The following is a 14,331-nucleotide window of genomic DNA, read 5'->3' as shown; positions in this document are numbered from 1 at the left end:
CGCGGCGTCGGCCGTGTTCAGCCCTGCAGCTGCTTGAGCGCCTGCGCCACGCCGGCGCCGTAGGCCGGGTCGGCCTTGCTGCAGTTGTCGATGTGGCGCTGCTTGATGAAGTCCGGCGCATCGCCCATGGCGCGCGCCGTGTTCTCGAACAGCACCTGCTGCTGGGCCGGGCTCATCAGGCGGAACAGGTCGCCCGGCTGCTTGTAGTAGTCGGCATCGTCCTCGCGGAAATTCCAGAAGTCGGCGTCGCCCTTGATCTTCAGCGGCGGCTCGCGGTAGTCGGGCTGTTCCTGCCAGTGGCCGAAGCTGTTGGGCTCGTAGTGCGGCGTGCCGCCGTAGTTGCCGTCGACGCGCATCGCGCCGTCGCGGTGGTTGCTGTGCACCGGGCAGCGCGCGGCGTTCACCGGGATCTGGTGGTGGTTCACGCCCAGGCGGTAGCGCTGCGCGTCCGAGTAGGCGAACAGCCGCGCCTGCAGCATCTTGTCGGGCGACACGCTGATGCCGGGCACCAGGTTGTTGGGCGCGAAGGCGCTCTGCTCGACGTCGGCGAAGAAGTTCTCCGAGTTCTTGTTCAACTCGATCACGCCGACCTCGATCAGCGGGTAGTCCTTCTTGGGCCAGACCTTGGTCAGGTCGAAGGGGTGGTAGGGCACGGTGTCGGCATCGGCCTCGGGCATGACCTGCACGAACACGGTCCACTTGGGGAAGTCCTTGCGTTCGATCGCGTCGAACAGGTCGCGCTGGTGGCTCTCGCGGTCGGAGCCCACGAGCGCGGCCGCCTCGGCATCCGTCAGGTTCTGGATGCCCTGCTGCGTCTTCATGTGGAACTTGACCCAGAAGCGCTCGTTGCTGGCACTGATGAAGCTGTAGGTGTGCGAGCCGAAGCCGTGCATGTGGCGGTAGCTGGACGGGATGCCGCGGTCGCTCATCACGATGGTGACCTGGTGCAGCGCCTCGGGCAGGCTGGTCCAGAAGTCCCAGTTGTTGGTGGCGCTGCGCAGGTTGGTGCGCGGGTCGCGCTTGACCGCCTTGTTGAGGTCGGGGAACTTGCGCGGATCGCGCAGGAAGAACACCGGCGTGTTGTTGCCCACCAGGTCCCAGTTGCCTTCCTCGGTGTAGAACTTGAGCGCGAAGCCGCGGATGTCGCGCTCGGCATCGGCCGCGCCGCGTTCGCCGGCCACCGTGGTGAAGCGGGCGAACATCTCGGTCTTCTTGCCGACCGCGCTGAACAGCTTGGCGCGCGTGTAGCGCGTGATGTCGTGCGTGACGGTGAAGGTGCCGAAGGCGCCCGAACCCTTGGCGTGCATGCGGCGTTCGGGGATCACCTCGCGGTTGAGGTTGGCCAGCTTCTCGAACAGCCAGACATCCTGCGACAGCAGCGGGCCGCGCGGGCCGGCGGTCAGGCTGTTCTGGTTGTCGACGACGGGGGCGCCGAAGGCGGTGGTGAGTTTGGACATCGGTGGAGCTTCCTTTCAAAAATAGCAACGGGCTATCGACTGCCCGCCCATTGTGGTTCGATGCTATCCACCGCGCAATGCAATGCCCATAGGAATTTCCGAAGCGCTTCATAGACACGCCAGTGCGCGCCTTGCGAGGCGGACATCAAGCCGTCACCGAAACCCCCAGCCCCTGGCCCGCGGCCACGATCTCGCCCCAGGTCGCGTCGTCGACCACCACGCCATCGCGCTCGCGCGCCAGGCGTGCCGCGCGCTCGGGCTCGCCCGCGATCTGCACATGATCGAAGCCCGCGCCCGGCGGGCTCTGCCGCAGCCAGTCGACGAAGCCCTGCGCTTCTTTCGCGAAGCTGGCCTGCGTGCCCAGTTTGGCGGGGTCGATCAGCACCGTCAGCATGCCGTTGAAGACCGAGCGCGCGGTGTCCGCGGGCCGGTGCCAGGTGCCGCCACCGCTGAGCGCACCGCCCAGCAGTTCGCAGGCCACGGCCATGCCATAACCCTTGTGCTCGCCGAAGGTCATGAGCGCGCCGAACAAGCCCGGCCCGCCCGCGGGCCCTCCGCTGCCTGCTTGCGGCACCACCACCACGCCCGGGTCGTCGGTGGGCCGACCCTGTTCGTCGATCAGGTAGCCGGGCGGGATGCGCTCGCCCTTGTTGTGGGCCACGCGCATCTTGCCCTGCGCGACGCGGCTGGTCGCGAAGTCGAGGATGAAGGGCTCGGCACCGGCCAGCGGCACGCCGATGCAACAGGGGTTGGTGCCGAAGCGCCCGTCGCCGCCGCCCCAGGGCGCGACCACCGGCCGCGACAGCACGTTGACGAAGTGCATCGCCACCAGGCCCTGCGCCGTCGCCATCTCCGCGAAATGCCCGATGCGGCCCAGGTGGTGCGCATGCGCGAGCGTGAAGATGCAACTGCCGTGCTGCTTCGCGCGCGCGATGCCCATCTCCATCGCCTGCACGCCCACCACCTGCCCGTAGCCGCCCTGGCCGTCGAGCGCCAGCAGCGTGCCGATGTCGGCGGTGACCGCGACGGACGTGTTGGGCTTCAACCCGCCCTCGGCCACCGCATCGACATAGCGCGGCACCATGCCGATGCCGTGCGAGTCATGGCCGCTGAGGTTGGCGAGCACGAGGTTGGCCGCGACCTGTTCGGCTTCGGCGGGGGCGCTGCCGGCGGCGGTGAGGATTTGGGCCACCTGTTGGCGAAGGAGGGCGGCGGAAACGGTTCTGGACATTCAAAGCTCCTGGGTGTTTGGCTCCTTCCCCCTCTGGGGGAAGGCTGGGATGGGGGCTGCGTCGAAGCGGGCGCAAGCTTGTGAGGCTGCGAGCCCTCACCCCCGCCCTCTCCCGCAGGGAGAGGGAGGAAAAGCAAACTCACATCACCGCGCCGACCTGCCATGGCACGAACTCGTTCTGCCCATAGCCATGCTTCTCGCTCTTCGACGGCTCGCCCGAGGCGGTCGCCAGCACCATCTCGAAGATGCGCTGCCCCATCTCCTGGATCGACACCGTGCCTTCGACGATCTCGCCGCAGTTGATGTCCATGTCCTCTTCCTGGCGCTTCCACAGCGCCGAGTTGGTCGCGAGCTTGAGCGAGGGCGAGGGCGCGCAGCCGTAGGCCGAGCCGCGGCCGGTGGTGAAGCAGATCAGGTTGGCGCCGCCCGCGACCTGGCCGGTCGCGCTGACCGGGTCGTAGCCCGGCGTGTCCATGTAGACGAAGCCGTGCGCCGTCACCGGCTCGGCGTACTCGTACACCGCCTCGAGGTTGCTGGTGCCGCCCTTGGCCACCGCGCCCAGCGACTTCTCGAGGATGGTGGTGAGCCCGCCCGCCTTGTTGCCCGGCGAGGGGTTGTTGTTCATCTCGCCCTGGTTGATCTCGGTGTAGTGCTCCCACCACTTGATGCGCTGCACCAGCTTCTCGCCGACCTCGCGCTTGACTGCGCGGCGCGTCAGCAGGTGCTCGGCACCGTAGACCTCGGGCGTCTCGCTGAGGATGGCCGTGCCGCCATGCGCCACCAGCAGGTCGACCGCCGCGCCCAGCGCCGGGTTGGCGCTGATGCCCGAGTAGCCGTCGGAGCCGCCGCACTGCAGGCCGATCGTGATGTGGGAGGCGCTGCAGGGTTCGCGCTTGACCGCGTTGGCGCGCGGCAGCATCTCCTGGATGAGCGCGACGCCTTTCTCCACCGTCTTGCGCGTGCCGCCGGTGTCCTGGATGTTGAAGGTGCGGAAGTTCTCGCCCTCGGCCAGGTGGCCGGTGTCGAGCCAGGCCTTGATCTGGTTGGCCTCGCAGCCCAGCCCGACCACCAGCACCGCGGCGAAGTTGGGGTGCGTGGCGTAGCCGGTCAGCGTGCGCTCGAGGATCTGCATGCCCATGCCCTGGGTGTCCATGCCGCAGCCGGTGCCGTGGGTGAGCGCGACGATGCCGTCGACGTTCGGGTAGTCGGCCAGCGCCTGCGGGTTGGTCTTGCGCGAGAAGTGGTCGGCGATGGCGCGCGCGGCGGTGGCCGAGCAGTTCACGCTGGTCAGCACGCCGATGTAGTTGCGCGTGGCCACGCGGCCGTCGCCGCGCTTGATGCCCATGAAGGTCGCTTCGCGCCGCGCGGGCGCGGGCTTGACGTCGGCGCCGTAGGCGTAGTCGCGGGCGAAGTCGCCCTTGTCCGGGCCCATGTCGAGGTTGTGCGTGTGCACGTGCTCGCCCGCGGCGATGGGCTTGCTGGCGAAGCCGATGATCTGGTTGTAGCGGCGCACCGGCGCGCCGGCCTCGATGGCGTGTGCCGCCACCTTGTGGCCGGCCGGCACCAGGCCGCGCACGGTGAAGTTCTCCACCGCGGTGCCGCCCACCAGCTGGCTGCGGGCGATCACCACGTCATCGGATGGGTGGAGGCGAATGAAAGGGGTCATCGGGGGCTCGTGTTCTGGAGAGAGAGAAGAAAAAAGAAGGAACTCATTGCATGAGCTTGGGCAGCCACAACACGGTGGCCGGCCAGTAGGTGATCAGCGCCAGGCTCAGCAGCAGCGGCACCAGCCAGGGCAGGATCGCCACCGTCGTGCGCTCGATGCTCAGGTTGGCGATGCGCGCCAGCACGAACAGCACCATGCCCATGGGCGGGTGCAGCACGCCGATCATCAGGTTCAGCACCATCACCACGCCGAAGTGCACCGGGTCGATGCCCAGCTGGGTCGAGATCGGCAGCAGGATGGGCACCAGGATCGTGATGGCGGCGGTGGTCTCGAGGAAGCAGCCGACGAACAGCATCAGCAGGTTCGCGAGCAGCAGGAACAGCCAGGGCTCCTTGGTGAAATTGAGCACCCAGGTCGCGATGTCCGCGGTCACGCCGGTGGCGGTCAGCATCCAGCCGAAGATCGAGGCCGCGGCGACGATGAACAGCACGGTCGAGGTGGACTCCACCGTGTCGAGGCACACGCGCACGAACATCTTCCACTTGAGCGTGCGGTACCAGAAGAAGCCCAGCACGATGGCCCAGACGCAGGCCGCGATCGCGCCCTCGGTGGCGGTGAACAGGCCGGTCGCCATGCCGCCGATCAGCAGCACCGGCGTCATGATGGGCAGCACCGCCTCGAACTTGAACACCTTGTCGGCCACGAACAGGATCACCAGCGCAACCAGCACCGCCGGCTGCGCGGGCACCCCGAGCGTGTCGACCGCGAACCACAGCGCCATGGGCCAGGCGCAGACCACCAGCAGCTCGATCAGCGCCTTGATCACGCGCGGCCAGACCAGCTTGACGTCAGCGCCCCAGCCGTTCTTGTGCGCGTAGTAGGCGACCGTGAGCATCATCAGGAGGGTCATGATCGCGCCGGGCATCAGCCCCGCGATGAACAGCGCGCCCACCGAGACGTTGGCCATCATCCCGTAGATCACGAAGGGCAGGCTGGGCGGGATGATCGGGCCCAGCGTGGCCGAGGCCGCGGTCACGCCGACCGCGAACTCGGTCGAGTAGCCGTGCTCCTTCATGGCCTTGATCTCGATCGTGCCCAGGCCGGCCGCATCGGCGATGGCCGTGCCGCTCATGCCCGAGAAGATCACCGAGCCCAGGATGTTGACGTGGCCCAGCCCGCCGCGCATCCAGCCCACCAGCGCGAGCGCGAAGTTGTAGATGCGGTTGGTGATGCCCGCGTTGTTCATCAGGTTGCCGGCCAGGATGAAGAAGGGCACGGCCAGCAGCGGGAAGCTGTCGATGCCGCTCACCATGCGGTGGATCACGACGAAGGGCGGCAGGTTGCCCGACCAGTAGATGTAGACCAGCGAGGCGCCGGCCATGGCCACGGCGACCGGCAGGCCGGCGCTCATGAAGAGGAGGAAGGCGATCTTGAGCATGGCGTCTTCCCCTCAGCGGTCCCCGATCGTGGACTCGGGGCGCTCGAGCACGCAGTAGCCGCGCTGCCAGTGCACCCAGCTCACCTGCAGCGAGCGCGCCAGCATCGCGACGAAGCCCAGCAGGCAGACGCCGTAGACGATGTTCATCGGCAGGTCGACGATGGTCATGGCGGCGTTGTTGCCGATCTTGATCATCATCTGCACCGTCATCACCACCGCCGCCACGAAGAACAGCGTGCGCAGCACGTCGACCGCGATGCCCAGCGCCTTGCCCATGCGCGCGGGCATGTGGCGGTAGAAGAAGTCGACCTGGATGTGGTTGTTCTTCGCCACCCCGATCGAGGCGCCGATGAACACCACGCCGATCAGCAGGTAGCGTGCGATCTCCTCCGTCCAGGCGGCCGAGTCGTTGAGCACGTAGCGCGTGACGAACTGGTAGAGCACCGTCAGCCCCAGTGCCCAGAAGATCCCCAGCGCGGCCCAGGCCTCGACCGTCGTGCCCGACAGGTCGACCGCCTCGTCGGTCACATGAAACTCCCCGTCATCCCCCAGCAACTTGTCGCTCATCGCATCTCCATCGTGTTGTGTTTTGGTTTTTTCTCGACAGCCTCAAGGGGGATGCAGGACGCTTGGCGAGCGCCGCAAGCCTGCGTTGAGAAGCGCAGACGTACTCCTGTACGTCGAGCATCGCAAACGCAGGATCGCGGCGCGCAGCAGCGTCCTGCACCCCAGTCAACGGATAGCGAGGATGCGGTCGTAGTCTTGTTGGCGGTAGCCATGGTCCGTCGGCTTGGTGTTCTTCAGCACCGCGTCGCGGAAGGCGTTCTTGTCGACCGTGATGATGTTGTTGCCGCGCTTCCTGAACTCCTCGACCAGGCGGGCTTCCGCCGCGATGATCTCGCGGCCGGTCTTCTCGGCCGCTTCCTGCGTGACCTCGGTGAAGACCTTCTTGTCGTCGGCGCTGAGCTTGCCCCAGAGCTGGCCCGAGACCACGGTCAGCAGCGAGTCGACGATGTGGCCGGTCAGCGAGATGTTCTTCTGCACCTCGAAGAATTTCTTGGCCTCGATGGTGGGCAGCGGGTTCTCCTGCGCGTCGACGGTGCCGCTCTGCAGCGCGAGGTACACCTCGGCGAAGGCGATCGGCGTGGCGTTGGCGCCCAGCGCCTTGGGGAAGGCCAGGTAGGCCGGCGCGTCGGGCACGCGGATCTTCAGGCCCTTCATGTCCTCGGGCTTGGCCACCGGCCGCGCTGCGCTCGAGGTCACGTGGCGCGCGCCGTAGTAGTTGAGCGCGGTGATGTGGTTGCCGGTCTTGTCGTCGTAGCCCTTGGCCAGTTCCTTGAAGACGTCGCTCTTGGCGTACTTCAGCTGGTGCTCGGCGTCGCGGAAGATGAAGGGGAAGTAGGAGATCGCCAGCGGCGTGTAGCTGCGGCCGGCGAAGCTGGCGCCGGTCAGCACCATGTCGACCGTGCCCAGCGTCAGGCCCTGGTTGATGTCGGCCTCCTTGCCCAGGCTGGAGGCCGGGAACACCTGGATGTCGTAGCGGCCGTTGGTGCGCTTCTTGATCTCCTCCGCGGCCCAGACCGAGTACTTGTGGAAGGGCTCCGAGGTCTCGTACACATGGGCCCACTTGAGCTTGGTCTGCGCGCCCGCGGTGCCGGCCACCCCGAAGGTGGCGACGGCCAGGGCGCCCAGCGCCACGGCCTTGAGGACCCAACGCTTGCGCTTGTCGTTCGTGCGATTCATGTGGCTTGTCTCCGTTGTTGTGTGATGGGGAACGAGAAACCTTGCTGGCGCATCGATCAGGCAGCCTTCTTCGCGCGGCGCCAGCTCGCGCTGAATCTCTGGTGGGACTTGTCCATGTGCTCGTGCATGGCCGTGCGCGCCGCATCGGCATCGCGCGCGGCGATGGCGTCGCGGATCTGCTCATGCTCCGCGATGGCCGAACGCCAGGAGGGCAGGGTCTCGAAGTAGCCACCCAGGCGCGTGAAGATCGGGCCGTTGCGCGAATCCCAGAAGCCTTCGACCGTCTCCTGCAGCACCGTGTTGCCGCAGGCGCCGACGATGGCCAGGTGGAAGGCGCGATCGCCTTCCAGCGGCATCACGTTGCGGCCGGCCAGTTCCTGCATCAGAACGATGGCGCGCGTCATCGCGTCCACGTCCTTGCGCCGGCCCTGCACCGCGGCCAGCGCGGCGGTCTCGCCCTCGACCACGCGGCGCGCGCGGATCAGCTCCAGCGGCCCCCATTCGAGGGCGGCGACCGGCGCCGCCTGGCGTTGCGAGCGGTCCTGCACGTACACGCCCGAGCCGGTGCGCACCTCGACCCAGCCCTCGACCTCGAGCGCGATCAGCGCCTCGCGCACCGAGGGCCGGCTCACGCCCAGCTGGCGCGCCAGGTCGCGCTCGGCCGGCAGCCGTGCGCCGGTGGCGAATTCGCCGTCGCCGATCAGCGTGCGCAGCTGGTCGGCGATCTGGCGGTAGAGGCGCTGGGGCGCGATGGACTGCAGAGGCACGGGCAGGAAAGAAGAAAAAGGGGGGTTAAGGGTTGTCCTGAATTGGACAAGTGGTCAGGCCAATTCAGAATACGGGCGCCGTCGGGTGCTCGCCATCGGGCGAAACCCTGAAAACCCCACCTCCATCCCCCATCACCAGGACATCGCATGAGACTCCAGGGAAAGACTGCCCTCATCACGGCCGCCGGCCAGGGCATCGGCCAGGCCACCGCGCTCGCCATGGCCGCCGAAGGCGCCCAGGTCTGGGCCACCGACGTCAACGCCGCGCTGCTCGAGCGCTACGCCGGCACGCCCAACGTGCAGACCGCGGTGCTCGACGTGCTCGACAAGGCCGCCATCCACGCGCTGGTGGCGCGCATGCCGGCGGTCGACGTGCTGTTCAACTGCGCGGGCGTGGTGCACAACGGCACCATCCTCGACGCGAGCGACGACGACCTCGACTTCGCCTTCCGCCTCAACGTGCGGGCCCAGTTCTGGGCCATCCAGGCGGTGCTGCCGCGCATGCTGGCCGCGGGCGGCGGCAGCATCATCAACATGGCCAGCGTCTGCTCCAGCATCAAGGGCCTGCCCAACCGCAACGTCTACGGCACCACCAAGGCCGCGGTGCTGGGCCTGACCAAGAGCGTGGCGGCCGACTACGTGCTGCAGGGCGTGCGCTGCAACGCGGTGTGCCCGGGCACGGTCGACACGCCCTCGCTGGGCGAACGCATCAACGCCAACGCCGATCCGGTCGAGGCGCGCAAGGCCTTCATCGCGCGCCAGCCCATGGGCCGGCTCGCGCAGGCGCACGAGATCGCGCCGGTCGTGGTGTTCCTGGCCAGCGATGAGTCGGTCTTTGCCACCGGCCAGGCCTTCTCGGTCGACGGCGGCATCACGATCTGAGGCGCGCCGGCAGCGGCCGGCCTCACTGAATACACTTCCCACCACCTTTGAAAGGAATCTCTGAATGAAACTCGTGCGTTACGGCAACCCCGGCAAGGAAAAGCCAGGCCTCATCGATGACAACGGACAACTGCGTGACCTGAGCGCGGTGGTCAAGGACCTGGGTCCGGAACAGCTGGGCGATGCCGCGCTGGCCAAGCTGCGCAAGCTCAAGACCGACAAGCTGCCGCTGGTCAAGGGCAAGCCCCGCCTGGGCAGCCCGGTGGCCAATGTCGGCAAGTTCATCGCCATCGGCCTGAACTATGCGGACCACGCCGCGGAATCGAACCTGCCGATTCCCAAGGAACCGATCGTGTTCATGAAGGCCACGAGCTGCATCCAGGGCCCGAACGACCCGGTGATGCTGCCCAAGGGCTCGGTCAAGTCCGACTGGGAAGTCGAACTCGGCGTGGTCATCGGCACGCGCGCGCGCTACGTCTCGCAGAAGGACGCGCTCAACTTCGTGGCCGGCTACTGCACCATCAACGACATCAGCGAACGCGAGTACCAGATCGAGCGCGGCGGCACCTGGGACAAGGGCAAGGGTTGCGACACCTTCGGCCCGATCGGCCCCTGGCTGGTGACGCGCGATGACGTGCCCAACCCGCAGAAGCTCGCCATGTGGCTGGACCTCAACGGCAAGCGCGTGCAGACCGGCAGCACCAAGACCATGATCTTCTCGGTGGCCAAGCTGGTGAGCTACGTCAGCCAGTTCATGACGCTGATGCCCGGCGACGTCATCACCACCGGCACGCCCCCCGGCGTGGGCCTGGGCATGAAGCCGCCGCTCTACCTCAAGAAGGGCGACGTCATGACCCTGGGCATCGAAGGCCTGGGCGACCAGCGCCAGGAAGTGATCCCCTTCAAGCTCTGAAGGCGGTGAGGGCGGGCGCGCCATGCGCCCGCCACGGTGTGCTTCGGCGCGCTTCGCTCAACGCAGGGCGAGCACCAGCGCGTCGAACACCAGCCGCACGCGCGCCGGCACCGGCGCGCGCTGCGGTCGATAGACATTGATCGGCCAGGGCACCGGCGCCTCGGCCTGCAGCACCTCCACCAGTTCGCCCGATGCCAGCCACGGTTCGGCCAGCGGCGCGATCAGCTGGCCGAAGCCCAGGCCGGCCAGCACGGCCGCGCATTCGGCATCGATGTTGTCGCTCACGAAGGCCGGCGCCGACACGGTGAACAGTCGCTTGCGGCTGAAGGCCCAGGGCCAGGGTCGGCCCGAGCTGCGGTCGATCAGCGCCGTCACCGGCAGCGCCGACAGCGCCTCGATCTCGCGCGGCGTACCGACGCGCGCGATCAGCGCGGGCGCGGCCACCACGCGCAACGCCATCTTGCCCACGGTCCGCGAGACGAAGCGGGCATCGCGCAGCGGCCCCACGCGCACGCCGATGTCGATCTGCTGGTCGACCACGTCGGCATGCTGCTCCGACAGCCGCAGGTCGAGCACCAGCCCGGGGTGCGCCGTCAGCAGCGGGGCCAGCGCCTGCGGAATGAAGCGTGCATACATGTGCGGCGCCGTGACCCGCACCGTGCCCGTGTGCTGCGACAGCGCGCGCCGGTCGATGCGGTGGAAGAGTTCGTCGACGCCGCCCACCGCCACGCGCGCGCGTTCGGCGAGCTGGCGCCCGAAGTCGCTGAGCTGCACCCCGCGCGTGCTGCGGTGGAACAGCGGCTCGCCCAGTTCGTCCTCCAGTTCGCGCACCGCGCGCGTCACCACCTGCGGCGAGACCGACAGGCGCACCGCGGCCTCGCGGAAGTTGGCGGCGTCGGCGGCGGTGCAGAACACGCGCAGGGCTTCGAGGCGGTTGGACATGGGTGTTCCTTTGCGAGGAATTCTGAAGGCGTGATGTCTTCATTTACGGGAATGCCTGGATTTTCCACACTGCATGCACTTCTTCATCCATGCAAGCAAAGGAATTCCCATGACATCCGTTCAAGACAACATCCGCGGCAAGGTCGCGATCGTCACCGGCGCGAGCAGCGGCATCGGCGAATCGATGGCCCGCCACCTGGCGGCCCGCGGCGCCAAGGTGGTGCTGGCGGCGCGCCGCACCGACCGTCTCGACAAGGTGGTGGCCGAGATCCGCGAGGCCGGCGGCGAGGCCATCGCGGTGGCCACCGACGTGGCCAGGCGTGCCGACCTCGAAAAGCTCGCCACCGCCACGGTGGAAGCCTTCGGCCGCATCGACGTGCTGGTGAACAATGCGGGCGTGATGCCGCTGTCGCCCATCGAGCGCCTCAAGGTCGACGAGTGGGACCGCACCATCGACGTCAACATCAAGGGCGTGCTCTACGGCATCGCCGCGGTGCTGCCGCGCATGCAGGCGCAGGGCAGCGGCCACATCCTGAACGTGGCGTCGATCGCCGGCTTCAAGGTGTTCACGCCCATCGGCACGGTCTACAGCGCAACCAAGCATGCGGTGCGCGCGATCTCCGAAGGCCTGCGCGTCGAGATGGGCCACAGCGGCGTGCGCGTGACCGTGGTGTCGCCCGGCGCGGTCGAGTCCGAACTGAAGTTCGGCAGCACCGATGCCGACGCCGCCGCGGGCGTGAAGGCCTTCTACGAGGCCAACCAGATCCCGGCCGACGCGGTGGCGCGCGCCGTGGTCTATGCGGTGGAGCAGCCGGCCGATGTGGACATCAACGAGGTGGTGGTGCGGCCGGTGTCGCAGGACTTCTGACCGGCCGCGGGCGCTCAGCTCAGAACTGCATCTGCGCCGAGAAGGCCACGCTGCGCGGCGCGCCCACGTAGTAGCTGTTGAGCCAGTAGCTCTTGTCGGCGAGGTTGGCCACGTTCAGGCGCAAGGTGAGCGGCTTGCCGGAAACCCGGGTCGCGTAGCGCAGGCCGACGTCGGCGGTGGTCACGGCCGGCAGGCGGTCGGTGTTGGGGCCGTCGGCCCATTGCCGCCCGGTGTAATAGACGCCGCCGGTCAGGCTCAGGCCGGGCACGGGCAGTTCGTATTCGGCATACACCTTGGCCAGCACCTTCGCCACGTTCACCGGCGCCTTGCCGTCGAGCTCGGAGCCCTTGACCTTGGCGTCCAGCGCCGTGATGCCGCCCACCACGGTCCAGCGGGCGCCGAGCCTGCCCGAGGCGTTGAGCTCGAGGCCGCGGTGGTTCTGCCGGCCGCTCTGCGTGTAGACGTTGTTGGCGTCGGTGAATTCGTAGGCCTTCTCGATGTCGAACAGCGCGGCGGTCAGCAGCATCTCGCCCACCGTGGCCTTGACGCCGATCTCCTTCTGCCTGCTGAGCATCGGGGCCAGGATGGCGCCGGCGTTGGCGGCGGTGTCGGGCGCCATGCCGCCCTGCTCCAGGCCTTCGATGTAGCTGGCGTAGCTGCTGAGCCAGGGCAGGGGCTTGTACATCAGCGAGACCGAGGGCGAGTCGCGGCGTTGGTCGTAGTCGGGTTGCGAGCGTGCGCCGCTGGCGTCGAGCGTCTCCGAGCGGATCGTGCTGCGGTTGAGGCCCGCGAGCAGCGACCATTGTTCGTTGAACTGGATCTGGTCGCCGACGAGGAGGTTGCCGTTGCGCACGCGGCCCGCGTCGTAGGTGCCGAGCAGGTTGGGCGGGAAGTCGGGCCGCGGCACGTAGGTGGGGGCGCTGAAGGGGTAGGGCCCTTGCCAGCCGGTGTTGGGGCTGTAGTTCGTGCCCCACGACCGGTCGCTGTACATGGTGTAGCCCACGGTCAGCTTGTGCGCGAGGGGGCCGGTGGCGAAGGCGATGTCGGCCAGTGCGGAGCCGGCCTCGAAGGTGTCGCGGGTGCGGCCCGAGTGGATGCGGATCTGGCTGAAGCCGTCGGGCGAGGCCACGCTGTTCATCGTGTGGTCCTGCAGCGGGCGGTCGATGTTGTCGCGCATGTAGGCGCCGCGCAGCGTGATCTGGTCGTTGAGCCGGTAGGTCGCCTTGGCCATCAGCTTGGTGTTCTCGAATTCGTCCTGCACCCAGGGCTGGCCCCAGTTCTTCCTGGCGTCGGGCGCGCGGCCGTGCGGCACGTCGCTGAAGAACCAGTAGGCCGAGGCGCCGGTGGTGCGGTAGTTGTTGGCGCTGGCATTGAACTCCAGCAGCAGGCGGTCGCTGACCTGCCAGTCGACCGCGGCGCTGACGAGTTCGCGCCGGATCTTCTGGTCGTCGACGGCGGTGCCGCCTTCCTGCTCGACCACGTTCAGCCGGTAGCCGGCGCGGCCGGCCTCGTCGATGCGGCCGCCGAAGTCGCCGTGGACGTAGCCCTGGCTGCCGCCGTAATTGCCCACCGTCACGCTGTGGAGCCGTTCGAGGGTCGGCCGCTTGTAGACGTAGTTGATCATGCCGCCCGGCGATGCCGCGCCGTAGAGAAAGCCCGAGAGGCCGTTGAGCACCTCGACGCGCTCCTTGTCCTCGAGCACGGCGGCATGGTTGTAGATGCGGCGCATGCCGTCCTCTGCGATGTTGGAGCCGTCGAAGCCGCGGATGCTGACCATCGGCGTCCAGCCCGTGACCTGCGGCGTGATGGTCCGTGTGGACGGATTGAGCTTGTAGACGTCGTCGGGCGACTGCGCCTGGATGTTCTGCAGCAGCTCGCGCGGCACCACGCTGACCGAGAAGGGCGTGTCCTGCAGGCGCATGCTGCCCAGCGCGCCGACCGAGGACACGGTGCTGGCGCGGTAGCCGGCGGCGGCCGTGCCCTCCTGCTGCAGCGCGGCCGTCGAATCGGCCTCGAGTGCGGCTGTGACCAGCACCGTCGGCAGCGTGCGCTCGCCCGAGGTCGGCGCGGTGGCGCGGATCACCACCGCGTTGCCGTCCACGCTCGCGCTCAGGCCGCTGTCGGCCAGCAGGCGGTTCAGCGCCTGCCGGGCCGTCAGGGTGCCCGCGACCGCGGGCGCGCGCTTGCCCGCGACCAGGTCCGGGTGGACCATCAGCTGCAGCCGGGCCTGGCGCGCGAGTTCGTTCAGGGCCGGGCCCAGGGCCTGGGCCGGCAGCGAGATGCTGAAGGTGGCTTCGGCCTGCTGGGGCGGGGCCGGCTGGGCCCGCACGGTCGGCGCGCTCCAGGCGGCGATGGCAAGGGCCGCCGCGAGGGCGGGCGTGGCGGGGCGAAAACGCGGGCGTGGCATGAAGCGGATCTCCGGGA

The 14,331-nt window shown here is 68.3% G+C and carries 12 protein-coding genes; 3 read left to right on the top strand and 9 right to left on the bottom strand.

The window, feature by feature from the left end:
• Positions 1-17: 17 nt before the first annotated feature.
• The 7 genes from QTI20_RS22920 to QTI20_RS22890 form a co-directional block, all read right to left on the bottom strand.
• Positions 18-1,457 (bottom strand): catalase, encoded by a 1,440-nt coding sequence (locus QTI20_RS22920; protein WP_286554086.1) that lies wholly within the window; start codon positions 1,455-1,457, stop codon positions 18-20.
• 145 nt (positions 1,458-1,602) lie between these two features.
• Positions 1,603-2,688: a malate/lactate/ureidoglycolate dehydrogenase gene (locus tag QTI20_RS22915; RefSeq protein WP_286554088.1), complete on the bottom strand. Its 1,086-nt coding sequence runs from the start codon at positions 2,686-2,688 to the stop codon at positions 1,603-1,605.
• A gap of 139 nt (positions 2,689-2,827) precedes the next feature.
• On the bottom strand, positions 2,828-4,354 hold the full coding sequence (locus tag QTI20_RS22910) for a UxaA family hydrolase (protein WP_286554090.1): 1,527 nt from the start codon (positions 4,352-4,354) through the stop codon (positions 2,828-2,830).
• Positions 4,355-4,397: 43 nt separating this feature from the next.
• Positions 4,398-5,792, bottom strand: a complete 1,395-nt coding sequence (locus QTI20_RS22905; protein ID WP_286554091.1) for a TRAP transporter large permease — start codon at positions 5,790-5,792, stop codon at positions 4,398-4,400.
• A 12-nt stretch (positions 5,793-5,804) separates the two neighbouring features.
• The gene (locus tag QTI20_RS22900; protein WP_286554092.1) at positions 5,805-6,359 is read right to left on the bottom strand and encodes a TRAP transporter small permease; all 555 of its coding nucleotides are present in this window, start codon (positions 6,357-6,359) and stop codon (positions 5,805-5,807) included.
• A gap of 165 nt (positions 6,360-6,524) precedes the next feature.
• The gene (locus tag QTI20_RS22895; protein WP_286554093.1) at positions 6,525-7,535 is read right to left on the bottom strand and encodes a sialic acid TRAP transporter substrate-binding protein SiaP; all 1,011 of its coding nucleotides are present in this window, start codon (positions 7,533-7,535) and stop codon (positions 6,525-6,527) included.
• Between the two features lie 56 nt (positions 7,536-7,591).
• Complete coding sequence (locus QTI20_RS22890; RefSeq protein WP_286554094.1) at positions 7,592-8,302, bottom strand: FadR/GntR family transcriptional regulator; 711 nt, start codon at positions 8,300-8,302, stop codon at positions 7,592-7,594.
• 147 nt (positions 8,303-8,449) lie between these two features.
• Between QTI20_RS22890 and QTI20_RS22885 the strand changes: the two genes are divergently transcribed.
• Both QTI20_RS22885 and QTI20_RS22880 read left to right on the top strand, forming a co-directional pair.
• Positions 8,450-9,184, top strand: coding sequence for an SDR family oxidoreductase (locus QTI20_RS22885; RefSeq protein WP_286554096.1), 735 nt, complete (start codon positions 8,450-8,452; stop codon positions 9,182-9,184).
• Between the two features lie 64 nt (positions 9,185-9,248).
• Positions 9,249-10,097: a fumarylacetoacetate hydrolase family protein gene (locus QTI20_RS22880; protein WP_286554099.1), complete on the top strand. Its 849-nt coding sequence runs from the start codon at positions 9,249-9,251 to the stop codon at positions 10,095-10,097.
• A gap of 57 nt (positions 10,098-10,154) precedes the next feature.
• On the opposite strand, the gene QTI20_RS22875 is transcribed toward QTI20_RS22880, so the two are convergent.
• A complete protein-coding gene (locus QTI20_RS22875; RefSeq protein ID WP_286554101.1) occupies positions 10,155-11,039 on the bottom strand; it encodes a LysR family transcriptional regulator in 885 nt (294 codons plus the stop codon).
• Positions 11,040-11,148: 109 nt separating this feature from the next.
• Here QTI20_RS22875 and QTI20_RS22870 point away from each other — a divergent pair, with 109 nt between their 5' ends.
• Positions 11,149-11,907 carry an SDR family oxidoreductase gene (locus tag QTI20_RS22870; RefSeq protein WP_286554103.1) on the top strand — a complete coding sequence of 253 codons (759 nt, stop codon included), beginning with the start codon at positions 11,149-11,151 and terminating at the stop codon, positions 11,905-11,907.
• Positions 11,908-11,926: 19 nt separating this feature from the next.
• Here QTI20_RS22870 and QTI20_RS22865 read toward each other — a convergent pair whose 3' ends face one another.
• Positions 11,927-14,314: a TonB-dependent siderophore receptor gene (locus QTI20_RS22865; protein ID WP_286554104.1), complete on the bottom strand. Its 2,388-nt coding sequence runs from the start codon at positions 14,312-14,314 to the stop codon at positions 11,927-11,929.
• Between the last annotated feature and the right edge of the window lie 17 nt (positions 14,315-14,331).

Origin of the sequence: Variovorax sp. J2P1-31 (assembly GCF_030317215.1) — a bacterium.
Classification (GTDB): domain Bacteria; phylum Pseudomonadota; class Gammaproteobacteria; order Burkholderiales; family Burkholderiaceae_C; genus Variovorax.
The sequence above is the reverse complement of the archived record's forward strand: the minus strand, read 5'-3'. Positions and strand labels throughout refer to the sequence as shown.